Source organism: Bacillus sp. FSL P4-0248, from assembly GCF_038593305.1.
GTDB lineage: Bacteria > Bacillota > Bacilli > Bacillales > Bacillaceae > Bacillus > Bacillus safensis.
On the sequence record NZ_CP151983.1, the window covers coordinates 3,148,120 to 3,159,800 of the forward strand.

Genomic DNA, 11,681 nt, shown 5'->3' on the forward strand with positions numbered 1-11,681 from the left:
ATCGTTCACCGCCCAAGTCAAGCATTTTCTCTTATTCTATCAAATAAATCGATGCTTGACATCAGGTTTATTTCTCCTGATTCATCCAAAGTGTGACATTCGACAGTGAAAAATCTTTTAAGTAGTGATTGACATCTACATCTAGTATGCCGCCGAGCAGCTGCATCGACCTCTTGATGTCGGTTAAGTTTATACCAAGTCTCTTATGATTATCCATTAAATAATTGAAGTATATCTCAGCACAGTCTTCATCGATTTCGTCGACTGATTCTACCGTTGTGTAATTGACCAAGTACCTGCTTAACAGCATGAGCAGACTTAATGCCTTTGTAGCGGAAAACGTCACATCTTTCGTACGACTCTTAAGTTCCTCTACCAACTCGTAATATTTTTTCTCTCTCACAATACTTGCCCTTTTCAATTGTGTACCCCCATTTACTAGTTCTTTTAAGAAAAGCGCAAACCTCGGTACAGCTTCATGCTCAAGCTGAATATCCGCAAAAAATAAAATATTTAAAATGAGTGCTACTTTTTATTGTAAGAATTATTTATGTAACATACAACTTTCAAAAGTTTCATTTTCATGACATGTTTAAATCAACAGAAAGTCTCTTATATACATATGTTATCGGGTAAAATTGAAGGAATGTTATGTTTTTTGTAAAATAAATGAATATATTTCTCGATATAATTTATTTTTAATCATAAATTATTACATGTTCATGACACTTATGAACCAAAAAAAAGAGGCTATTATTCGCCTCTTTATTTTTTAAGATATAGTGCTTTTAGTGCAGTCTGTAATTGAAGGTCATTTTTTTCGTATGATTTCACTTCATCCACCATTTTGTTCATCATTTCCGCTGTTTTCAAATCAATGACACCTGATTTATCGAGATTGTATGTGCTTTGGAAGGCAAGTACGGCCTTTTTCGTTTCTTCATCAAAGTATCCATCTACTCTGCCAGGATCAAATGACAATCCCTTTAACAGCGTCTGCGCTTGTCTCACTTCTTCATTGTTCATATCAAGCTGAAGCGGTTCTTTTAGCTGAAGCGGACCTGCGGTAAAGTAATCCGGCTGATGAATCGCAATTGTCGGTACGACCCCTTTTTTGTGAATCCAATTGCCTTTTGGCGTGAGCCATTTATACAGCGTTAATTTAATATTACTTCCATCGCCCATCGGAACCGCCTGCTGCACAGTTCCTTTTCCAAAGGAGACATCACCGACGACTTCATACTTTCCAGCTTCTTTCATGGCCCCAGCAAGTATTTCCGAAGCGGAAGCACTGCCTTTATCAATTAAGACATTGACTGGATAAGGCTTTTGTTCTTTCAGTTTTGAAAAATACCGTTTCCGGTCGCCATTCCGTTCTGCGATTTGAATATAAGGCTGGTCCTTCGTAATAAAATGCTTCAAAATATCTTCCACACTTTGCAGATAGCCGCCAGGGTTTCCTCTCACATCCAGTACAAGGCCTTCTATGCCCTTTTTCTCGAGCTGTTTCAAGCTTGAAGTGAAATCCTTCGCCGTATCTTCAGAGAAGCTGGAGATCGCAATATAGCCTGTTTTATGACCATTTACCTCTTTTACAGAGGAAGTCACTGTTTCAAGCGGAATTTCTTCTCGTTTGATATGGAACGTTAGCTCTTTTTCAATCCCGTTTCGTTTGATTGTTAAGGCGACAGACGTTCCTTTTTTTCCTCTTATTTTCAGTACAGCATCGTTTAAGCTTTTTTCTTTCATCGGCTCACCGTCTATGCTGATGACTTCATCTTTCGGCTTTAGACCTGCTTTTGCCGCAGGGGATTTTTTAAAGGCGGAGACGATAATGATCTTCCCTTCATCCATCCCCACTTCTGCCCCAATTCCCTCAAAGGAAGAATCAAGCGAATCAGAAAATTGCTTTGCGGTTTGCTTGTCCATGTATACTGAATACGGATCGTTTAACGTCGAAAGCATTCCTTGGATCGCGCCTTCAAGCAGCTTTTGCCGATCCACTTCCTCTACATATTCATTTGAAATAAGGTCATAGGCTTTCTCGATCTTTTCCATCCCATTCTCTTTCGCCTTATCACTTGATTGAGCTTGTCCAGCCATTGCAGCTGCTGCTTGCGGTGACTCCGCATGAGTTCCCTCTTTATGCGTCATCACACCTGCACTTATTAAGAGAACGACACTTGCCATAATAGATGCGATTTGTTTTTTCATATTTGGCCTCCTTCTTCAACTCTTCCTGATGACCTGAGTTATTATATGCCAGAAGAAGGGATTTCATGTAAAGACATTCTCCCGTGGAGGCTTGACGAATCATTTTATTAGGTGTAATTTTTATTTTGTTATGATTGAGAAGGAGTCTTCGCTATGTATATTATCTTGACGATGCTTTTATTAGGAATTTTATTAGGTTTTGTAGGAGCAGGCGGGGCAGGATTTGTCATCGCATTGCTTACGTTAATTTTTGATATCCCTATTCATACCGCACTCGGGACGTCATTAGCCGCCATGGCATTTACGACCCTATCAGGTGCATACAGCCACTACCGGGAAGGGAACATTCAGCTGAAATCTGGTTTGATTGTCGGGGCACTTGCTTGTATCGCTTCTTTTGCCGGGGCTAAGGTTGCTCCTTTTATTCCAGAAGAGAGTCTGCACTATTTAACAGCAGGGATGCTTTTTTTATCCGCTGTTTTTATGATGATCAAACTATTTGTTCTTAATGAAGAGGCTGAGCAGCAGCCGCTTTCTTCTCGTCAGCTGATGACAAGAGGCATTATTTTAGGCCTTGTGTCTGGGATGCTGTCAGGCATGTTTGGTATCGGGTCTGCACCATTCATTCAAGTAGGACTTTTGATTTTACTGAAGCTGTCGATAAGGCAAGCCGTTGGCACGACCATGCTTGTCATTATTCCGATTTCCATCGGCGGTGGAATTGGATATATTTCAGAGGGCTATGTTGATTTTATCCTGCTGATCCAAATATTAATTGGCACCGTATTAGGCGCATTTATCGGCGCGAAATTCACACGCCTTGCACCGAAGCTCTTATTGAAATCAGCTGTTCTGTTAACACCTATTATTGCCGGATTACTGCTGTTATTTTAATTCTATCTAGGTCAAAAAAGCCGATAACATCATGTTATCGGCTTTTTGATTAGCGGATATATTGCGCTGGATTGACTGCATTTGATTTTGCGCCATTCCATAATCCTTTATGAATTTCAAAGTGAAGATGCTGACCATGCGATTGGCCGGTATTTCCCATATATCCAAGGAATTGTCCTTGTTCGACTCTCTGTCCTGTTGACACACTTCTTGTAGACAGGTGGGCGTATACAGTTTGATATGTCTGTCCATTGATATTGTGCGTAATGAACACAACATTTCCGTAGCTCGATGAGTAGCTGGAGTTCGTGACTGTTCCAGATGCTGCTGCATAGACAGGAACTGTACCTTTTGCTGCAATATCTAATCCGAAGTGGTTTCCGCCAGAACGTCCGCCAAAGCCAGATGAGAAACGCCCTGCCGCTGGTTTAATAAAGCCTGAGCTGCTTGCTGGTGTATCAGATACTTGATCTGAGCCGCCGCTGTGAGATGCAGGTGCATTTTTTTCAGCTGCTTGTTTTGCTTTCTTCGCTTCTTCCTTTTGTCGGCGTGCTTCCTCAGATTTCACAGCCGCTTTTTGATTCGCTAGGATTTCTTGTTCATTCTCAAGCTTGCCTAGTTCATCATGCGCATGATTTTTTTTATCTGTCACATCACCTAAAATGTGTTCTTTTTCTTTGTGCTTCTTAGATAAATCTTTTTTCAGTGCTTCTAGCTCTTTCAGAGATGTTTCAAGTCCGCTTAGCTGATTATTTAGCTCTGCTTCTTTTTGCTCCACCAGCTTTAAATCATTTTCATGTTCTGTAATCATGTCTTTGTCTGCTTCGACAATCGTTGTGACAGCCCCAACACGACCGACAAAATCACTAAAGCTGCGAGCACCTAGCAGCACATCTAAATAGTTGATCGTACCGCCGCTTTTTTGCATTGAACGAATTCGGTCTTTGAAAATGGCTTTTCTTTTTTCAATTCGCTCATTGATGACTTGAATGTCTTTTTTTAGCTTCTTGATTTCTTGCTTCGTTTTTTTAACTTCTTTCTCTTTTTCAGCGACTTTTTCAGTTGCAGTACTTACCTTTTGGTCAATTTGTTCAATTTCTTTCTTGAGCTTTGATTCTTTCTTTTCAAGCTTTGCCAGCTCTGACTGCTTCTTCTTCAAGCTTGATTCTGTCTTCGATGTTTTCTCTTCGATTTGTTGACGTTTTTGATCTAGGTCTTCGTATGCGAATGCACGATTCTCGTTCCCTGGAATGTATAGCCACGTTGTTCCAATAAACGCTGCCATTCCAGCCATCATCAGCTTTCTTTTCAAAACGATATTCCCCTCCCATGACAACTGTCGACATGAAGAGCCGACCGGATGAATTGGATCAACCGGTCACATCTTCTATAGAATCCTCGAATGCTGCCATCAAAATATATTTATACTTTTAAGAATTTACGGATAGACGTTAAGCTTCCCCATACACCAATGATTGCACCGATCACTAGCAGGACCAGTGATACTTGATAGACAAACGGATTGTATGGAAGCATTGAAATAAATGAGCCTTGTACTCTCGGTGCGACCCAGCCAACTGCATATTGATACGTGCCAAGCAATAGGGCAATTGGTATAATGGAACCAAATACACCAAGCAATAATCCTTCAATGAAGAATGGCCAGCGGATAAACCAGTTCGTTGCACCTACCAGCTTCATAATCTCAATTTCTTTACGTCTAGCAAAAATCGTAATTTTGATCGTATTGGAGATTAAGAACATAGCTGTAAATAACAGCCCAATAATGAGCACAATACCGACATTACGCGCTACTCCGACTACATTAAAGAGTCGGCTGACCTCTTCTTTTCCATAGGTTACTTTATATGTACCCTTTAGGTTTTCTAATTTCTTTGCTACTTTTGGTGTATCGTGAGGATCTGTTGTTTTCACAATAAACGCATCGTTTAATGGATTTTCTTGATCAACAAGTCCCATGGATTGTCCATTTTCTCCAAAGCTTTTAATCAGTGCTTTCAGTTCGTCATCCTTAGATGAGTACTTCACATTACTGATTTCAGGAATCTTTTCAATTTCTGCTTTTAATTCATCCTGCTGCTTTTGATTCGCCGTTAATTCGATTAATACTTTTACTTCTACTTCTTTTTCAGCGTTCGATGCCATGTTATTCAAGTTGAGCATAATCACAAGGAAAACCCCAACTAAAATCAATGTGACAGTAACCGCACTAATTGATGCAAATGTCATCCACGTGTTTCTTCCAAGTGAACGGAAGCTCTCACGTAAATGCCGCGAGAGAGTTTTAATCATAAATTCCGTACTCCCCTCTTGCTTCGTCACGCACAATCATTCCATCTTCGATTGCGATGACGCGTTTCTTCATGGTGTTTACAATTTCTTTGTTGTGTGTCGCCATAACCACTGTTGTTCCGCGGTTATTAATCTCTTCGAGCGTCTTCATGATTTCCCAAGAAGTGTCTGGATCAAGGTTTCCTGTCGGCTCATCTGCAATGACGACCTCAGGGCTATTAACAATCGAGCGGGCGATAGACACACGCTGCTGTTCACCGCCGGACAGCTGGTCAGGAAATTGACGCGCTCTGTGCTTTAGCTGAACCAGATCGAGAACATCAAGCACTTTTTTCTTAATGATATGAGGCTGTTCACCAATCACTTCAAGAGCAAATGCTACGTTCTCAAACACAGTAAGAGTTGGGAGCAGCTTGAAATCTTGGAATACTACGCCAATTTCTCTTCTTACGTAAGGAATTTCTTTTTCCTTCATTGAGCCTAAATCTTTGTTATTAATTAAGATTTGCCCTTTGGTTGGCTTCTCTTCACGATACATCATTTTGATGAAAGTAGATTTACCAGCACCGCTGGGACCAACAACATACACAAACTCTCCTGGATGGATAGAGACATTGATTCCATTGATCGCCTTTACGCCATTAGGATAGATCTTGTAGACTTCCTTCATTTGAATCATGTAATCACCTAATCTTTTCTTATTCGCTGACTAACAGCTTATCATGATGTTTTGACACTTCTCGTCAAAAAACGTTATGTATGGTCACGCACATACCCTTCGATACTTACTAACAATTTATGTCCTTTTCATCCAAAAAGATGAAAAAATTGAATCGTCTAAATTTCAACAACTCCAATTATACGTCATGAATCGACGCAATGGTATTACATTTATATTTCAAAACTTATAAATAAAAGGTAAATAGAACAATCAAAACCGAAAAACATGCCTTTATACCCTTATTTTTTAAATAAAATTTAATATAATGCGTTTTCATACTATCCAAAAGTCTTTTTCTACATATAAAAAAACAAAAAAACCTTGTCGATTAGACAAAGGTTTTATTTTTTCTCTGCAAGCCATTTTGCTACTTCTTTTGCCTGCTTCTCATCTACCATACCGCTTGGCATAGAGCCTTTACCGTTTTGCGCAATATCTGCGATTTGGCTTTCATTATATTTCTTCCCTACTTCCTTCAGGCTTGGACCGCCTCCGCCAGATAGGTCTTTCCCATGACAGCCAATACAGTTTTGCTGATAGATCTCCTCACCACTGCTCACAGATGATGCACTTTTGCTGCCTTCTTTGTCGCTGCTGCTTGAATTTCCTCCACAAGCCGCGAGAACAAGAAGCATCGCTGCAAATAGCATCGTTAATCCGCTTTTTTTCATCTATTTCCCTCCCTTACAATCATTTGGTCAACGCTATTATATCCTTGTTTATGCCCTTTTAAAACCCTCACCAAGCACCTCTTTTGCATCCATCACGATGACAAATGCTGATGCATCGATTGCTTTCACCACTTGTTTCAACTTTGTGAATTGTGACTGCCCAACGACACACATCAAAATTGGGCGGTCATGATCGGTATATCCTCCGACTGCTGAGATCTTCGTCACACCGCGGTCAATTTGATCAAAAACCGCCTGTCTGACCTCATCTTCATGCCCTGTAATGATCATTGCCATTTTTGAATGACTGAAGCCAGCCTGTACCACATCAATCGTTTTACTAGAAATAAACACACCAATGACCGCGTACAGCCCCTCTTCAATTCCAAAGACCGTCATCGCAGCCAGAACAATCAAGCCATCCATCATCGCTAAACAGGTGCCTAGCGTGAGTCCTGTGTACTTATTGATGATTTTGGCAGCGAGTGCTGTTCCACCCGTTGATCCATTCCCAAGGAACACGAGCCCTATTCCGATCCCAATGACCACACCGCCAAATATAGCCGCCAGCAGTGCTTCATGTGTGACAGGTGCAATATGTCTTGTGACAAACACCATGAAAGGTAAAAAAATCGAGCCAACGAGTGTTTTCACTCCAAATGTACCGCCTAATAAATAAAAGCCAGCGATAAACAGGGGAATATTAAGCCCCCATTGCACATACGCCGCTTCAAAGCCGAATGACTGCATAATGGTACTAATGCCGCTCACACCGCCTGCTGCAATCTGATTCGGTAATAATAACGTATTAAAACCAATCGCCACGATGGCAGATCCGATTAAAATGAACAAATAATTTTTCACTTCGATCCAAAATTGTGGATGTCCCTGCTTCATGTCTTTCTTCCTCCGTTACTTCTGAATGCACACCTATTTTAATCCCTCTTAAAACGATTGTAAATAACAGCCAAATGCAGTGCTAATGGATTAATACTTTATCACACAGACGGAATAGCGTACTTGCCGGTTGGCATAGGATGAATTGATGGTATATTTAATATGTACATGAGAAAGAAGGGGCATGCGATGAAGAAAATCCTGAAGATAACAGGTATGACATTACTTGCACTGATCATCTTAGCTTTTGGTGCTTTCTATACATGGAGCCGCTTTACATATGGACCATCAGAAGCATTAAAAAAACAAGTAAACATGGAGCAAGTGGAACATAAAAACAATGTTTATACATTTGAAGCATCAAAAAGTGATACTGGCATCATTCTCTATCCTGGGGCAAAGGTGGAACCACTTGCGTATGCCTATATCGGGGATACGCTGATGAAAAAAGGCTACTCTGTCTTTATCCCTGACATGCCATTTTCCTTTGCGATCTTCAATCCAAACAAAGCGCAGGACATCATCAAAGATCACCAATCGATCAAACACTGGTATATTGGCGGACATTCACTTGGCGGGGCAGCTGCCGCTATGTTTGCAGAAAAAAATCAGAGCAAGCTTGATGGACTCTTTTTCCTAGCATCTTATCCAGCATCAGATGACCTGAAACAATCGTCACTAAAAATCCTCTCTATTTCAGGTGAAAAGGATGGGCTGGCAACACAAGAAAAAATCGAAAAATCGAAAGCAAATCTGCCGTCTCAAACCGTTTTTCATGAAATAAAAGGCGGAAATCATGCGCAGTTTGGCATGTATGGCAAACAAAAAGGGGATCAGCCAGCGGACATTCCAGCCCTGTCGCAGCAAAATGATCTCATCCAGACAATGGTTGACTGGCTGAAGCCAGCAAAAAAGCTCCCATAATAGGAGCTTTTCATTTTTTATTTTTTTGTCACCTCTAAAAATTCTTCAGCATCTGCTACAGCCAAACGAATGGCTTCTTCCCAAAATGCTTTTTGGGTAAGGTCAACGCCTAGATGCTTTTTGGCTAAATCTTCTACTGTCATTGAAGCAGTATCCTTTAATAATGCAATGTATTTCTCTTCAAACGATGTACCAGCCTGCAATGCTTTTGCGTAAATTCCTAACGAGAACATGTATCCAAAGGTGTATGGAAAATTATAAAATGGAACATTCGTGATATGGAAATGCAGCTTAGAAGCCCAGAAATGCGGATGGTATTCATCTAATGAGTCACCGAACGCTTCCTTCTGCGCTTCGACCATCAATTCATTCAATCTGTCAGCCGGCACTTCTCCTTGTTTACGCTCTTCATAAAAGCGCTGTTCAAATAAGAAACGAGATTGAATGTTCATGAAGAAAGCTACACTGCGCTGCAGCTTATCCTCTAACAGGCTGAGCCGCTCCTCTTCATTTGCCGCTTCTTTTAATGAGGCATCAGCTACAATCATTTCTGCGAATGTCGACGCTGTTTCAGCTACATTCATTGCGTATTTGCGATTCAGTATGCGAACATCCTGCATCACTTCCTGATGAAACGAATGACCAAGCTCATGCGCTAGTGTCGCCACATTGGATGGACTTCCTGAGAAAGTCATAAAAATACGTGATTCTCCGCTGTCAGGGAAATTTGTACAAAAGCCGCCTACCCGTTTGTTTGGACGGTCCTCAGCTTCTACCCAGCGTTCATTAAAGGCTTTTTCTGTAAAAGCAGCGAGCTCTTCTCCAAATCCTCCGAAATGTTTCACAATAAAAGCAGCTGCTTCTTGATAAGGATAGATTTTGGTCTCACTCCCGATAGGAGCCCCAACATCGAACCAGCTCAGCTTATCCACTCCAAGCATGTCAGCTTTTCGGTGTAAATAATCAATGAATGGCTGCTTATGTTCATCAATCACAGACCACATTGCATCAAGGGTTTCTTGTTTCATACGGCAAATTTCAAGCGGCTCTTTTAAAATGTGCTCCCAGCCTCTTGCTTCATACACTTGCAAACGAAAGCCAGCAAGGTGATTGAGCGTACTAGCAAATAAATGTTCATCCTGCGTCCATGCATGCTCTAGGTTGTGGTAAACAGCCTTTCTGACTTCACGATCTGAATCATCCATCGCATTTTCCGCTTGGCCTACAGAGATCATCTGTGTTTCTCCATGCTGTTCAAACGGAATGGTAATTTTATTCACTAAGCTGGAATAAAGCTCATCCCACGCATGGTACCCATCTACAGCCAGCTTTTGAATCAGCGTTTCTTGTTCAACAGGTAATTGATCCTTCACACGGTCTCTCCGCTCATTTAATATGTAGCGGACATCTGAAAAGGCGGTTGAATTCATCAGTTCTTCCCACTTGTTTGCTGGGATAGCAGCAAGCGCTTGATCAAACAGTGCAAGGATGGTTCCTAAATCAGCTTCCAGCTTGGCAATCGTACCTCGAAGGCTGCCTGCTTTCATATCCTTCGTATTTTGAGCTTGGAGGCAGGTTACAAATGAACCTGCTTGAGATAATTTTTTATATGTAGTTTCATACGTGTCAAGGACAGACGTTAATTTGCTTTCAACGTGTGTATCTTCTTTTGAAAAGGCATTCACCTTTTGTCGTAATTCATCTAATAGCTGCTGAATATTTTGCAGGTATGTCTTAAATTCTGGTGAAGAACTGCCTCCTTTAAAAAAGGCATCTAAATCCCACGTTTCTTGCAATGGTGTTAATCCCAAAATATTTCCCCCTTTATTTGCTAATTTCATCATACAAAGGATATAGAATCAGTATGTCGTATGTATTCCTTTATATTCATTATATTTTCTCACAATTAAAAAAACCCGGCAAGAAGCCGAGTTTTTATGATAATTTCGAACGCAGGTACGCATCGATAAATGAATCTAAATCTCCATCCATCACTGCTTGAACATTTCCCATCTCCGTATTGGTTCGATGGTCTTTCACAAGAGAATAAGGGTGGAATACATAAGAACGGATTTGGCTACCCCAGCCAATTTCTTTCTGCTCTCCTCTGATTTCGTCCAATTCTGCCTGCTGTTCTTCGATCCGTTTTTGATAAAGTTTCGATTTCAGCATTTTCATCGCACGTTCTCTGTTTTTAATTTGTGATCTTTCTGTTTGGCATGTCACGACGACATTCGTTGGAATATGTGTGATACGAACGGCAGAGTCCGTCGTATTGACGTGCTGCCCGCCAGCTCCACTTGCACGATACGTATCCACCTTGATATCCTCTGTCCGAATATCAATATCAATTTCTTCATTGAATTCCGGCATGACATCACAGGAAACGAAGGATGTATGTCTGCGGCCAGAAGAATCAAAAGGAGAAATACGAACCAAACGATGGACACCTTTTTCAGCTTTTAAGTAACCGTATGCGTTATGCCCTTTGATGAGCAAAGTCACAGACTTAATTCCTGCTTCATCACCTGGAAGGTAATCAAGCGTTTCGACCTTAAAGCCTCTGCGCTCTGCCCAGCGAGTGTACATTCGCAGAAGCATAGAACCCCAGTCCTGTGATTCAGTACCGCCTGCACCTGGGTGAAGCTCCAGAATGGCATTGTTTTTATCATAAGGTTCGCTTAAAAGAAGCTGTAGCTCAAATTCGTTAAACTGCTTCGTTAAGTTCCTCAGCTCTTTTTCAAGCTCTGCATGAAGCTCATCGTCATAATCTTCCTTTAATAAGTCATGCGTCATTTGCAGCTCTTCATGCGATTCACTGAGCTCATGATAGGAATTCACAGAATCCTTCAGTGCATTGGCTTCATTAATAACGCCTTGAGCTTTTTGCTGATCATTCCAAAAATCAGCCTCTGACATCGTCGCTTCAAGCTCTGCGATTTTGGCCTCTTTTGTTTCTAAGTCAAAGAGACCCCCTAAAATCAGCTAGCCTGCTAGCCATATTTTCAAGCTCTTGTCTAATTTCTACTAATTCCATATCCTTCACC

At 41.1% G+C, this 11,681-nt stretch carries 11 protein-coding genes; 2 read left to right on the top strand and 9 right to left on the bottom strand.

The genetic code is table 11. The annotated features are described in order from the left end of the window. Window positions 1-67 precede the first annotated feature (67 nt). Both NST65_RS16275 and NST65_RS16280 read right to left on the bottom strand, forming a co-directional pair. Complete coding sequence (locus tag NST65_RS16275; protein WP_007500014.1) at window positions 68-421, bottom strand: swarming motility protein SwrAA; 354 nt, start codon at window positions 419-421, stop codon at window positions 68-70. A 344-nt stretch (window positions 422-765) separates the two neighbouring features. Further along, window positions 766-2,214 (bottom strand): S41 family peptidase, encoded by a 1,449-nt coding sequence (locus NST65_RS16280; protein WP_039181746.1) that lies wholly within the window; start codon window positions 2,212-2,214, stop codon window positions 766-768. A 153-nt stretch (window positions 2,215-2,367) separates the two neighbouring features. Here NST65_RS16280 and NST65_RS16285 point away from each other — a divergent pair, with 153 nt between their 5' ends. After that, window positions 2,368-3,108: a sulfite exporter TauE/SafE family protein gene (locus NST65_RS16285; protein ID WP_024423598.1), complete on the top strand. Its 741-nt coding sequence runs from the start codon at window positions 2,368-2,370 to the stop codon at window positions 3,106-3,108. A gap of 49 nt (window positions 3,109-3,157) precedes the next feature. Here the strand turns inward: NST65_RS16285 and NST65_RS16290 are convergent, their stop codons facing one another. The 5 genes from NST65_RS16290 to NST65_RS16310 all read right to left on the bottom strand — a co-directional run bounded on the left by NST65_RS16290 (window position 3,158) and on the right by NST65_RS16310 (window position 7,710). Continuing rightward, entirely contained in the window at window positions 3,158-4,420 is a 1,263-nt protein-coding gene (locus NST65_RS16290; protein ID WP_111926800.1) for a M23 family metallopeptidase, read from the bottom strand. A gap of 110 nt (window positions 4,421-4,530) precedes the next feature. After that, on the bottom strand, window positions 4,531-5,421 hold the full coding sequence (gene ftsX / locus NST65_RS16295; protein WP_034281079.1) for a permease-like cell division protein FtsX: 891 nt from the start codon (window positions 5,419-5,421) through the stop codon (window positions 4,531-4,533). Continuing rightward, window positions 5,414-6,100: a cell division ATP-binding protein FtsE gene (gene ftsE, locus NST65_RS16300; RefSeq protein WP_024423601.1), complete on the bottom strand. Its 687-nt coding sequence runs from the start codon at window positions 6,098-6,100 to the stop codon at window positions 5,414-5,416. Before ftsE ends, ftsX begins: the two co-directional genes overlap by 8 nt. A gap of 383 nt (window positions 6,101-6,483) precedes the next feature. Beyond that, window positions 6,484-6,813, bottom strand: a complete 330-nt coding sequence (gene cccB / locus NST65_RS16305; RefSeq protein ID WP_024423602.1) for a cytochrome c551 — start codon at window positions 6,811-6,813, stop codon at window positions 6,484-6,486. Between the two features lie 48 nt (window positions 6,814-6,861). Continuing rightward, window positions 6,862-7,710 carry a YitT family protein gene (locus NST65_RS16310; protein WP_041115580.1) on the bottom strand — a complete coding sequence of 283 codons (849 nt, stop codon included), beginning with the start codon at window positions 7,708-7,710 and terminating at the stop codon, window positions 6,862-6,864. Between the two features lie 189 nt (window positions 7,711-7,899). Here NST65_RS16310 and NST65_RS16315 point away from each other — a divergent pair, with 189 nt between their 5' ends. Then, on the top strand, window positions 7,900-8,634 hold the full coding sequence (locus NST65_RS16315; protein ID WP_111926802.1) for an alpha/beta fold hydrolase: 735 nt from the start codon (window positions 7,900-7,902) through the stop codon (window positions 8,632-8,634). A gap of 17 nt (window positions 8,635-8,651) precedes the next feature. On the opposite strand, the gene NST65_RS16320 is transcribed toward NST65_RS16315, so the two are convergent. Both NST65_RS16320 and prfB read right to left on the bottom strand, forming a co-directional pair. Next, entirely contained in the window at window positions 8,652-10,445 is a 1,794-nt protein-coding gene (locus NST65_RS16320; protein WP_111926804.1) for a M3 family oligoendopeptidase, read from the bottom strand. Window positions 10,446-10,569: 124 nt separating this feature from the next. Next, window positions 10,570-11,671 (bottom strand): peptide chain release factor 2 gene (prfB, locus tag NST65_RS16325; RefSeq protein ID WP_111926806.1). Its coding sequence is split into 2 segments (ribosomal slippage): window positions 10,570-11,598 and window positions 11,600-11,671, totalling 1,101 coding nucleotides; the frame shifts between segments, so codons are not numbered across the junction. Window positions 11,672-11,681 lie beyond the last annotated feature (10 nt).

Bases quoted from the DNA above. Each gene is read 5' to 3' on its own strand.
- NST65_RS16310 (WP_041115580.1), bottom strand. From the start codon at position 7,710: ATGAAGCAGGGACATCCACAATTTTGGATCGAAGTGAAAAATTATTTG.
- cccB (WP_024423602.1), bottom strand. From the start codon at position 6,813: ATGAAAAAAAGCGGATTAACGATGCTATTTGCAGCGATGCTTCTTGTT.
- NST65_RS16280 (WP_039181746.1), bottom strand. From the start codon at position 2,214: ATGAAAAAACAAATCGCATCTATTATGGCAAGTGTCGTTCTCTTAATA.
- NST65_RS16315 (WP_111926802.1), top strand. From the start codon at position 7,900: ATGAAGAAAATCCTGAAGATAACAGGTATGACATTACTTGCACTGATC.
- ftsX (WP_034281079.1), bottom strand. From the start codon at position 5,421: ATGATTAAAACTCTCTCGCGGCATTTACGTGAGAGCTTCCGTTCACTT.
- NST65_RS16285 (WP_024423598.1), top strand. From the start codon at position 2,368: ATGTATATTATCTTGACGATGCTTTTATTAGGAATTTTATTAGGTTTT.
- ftsE (WP_024423601.1), bottom strand. From the start codon at position 6,100: ATGATTCAAATGAAGGAAGTCTACAAGATCTATCCTAATGGCGTAAAG.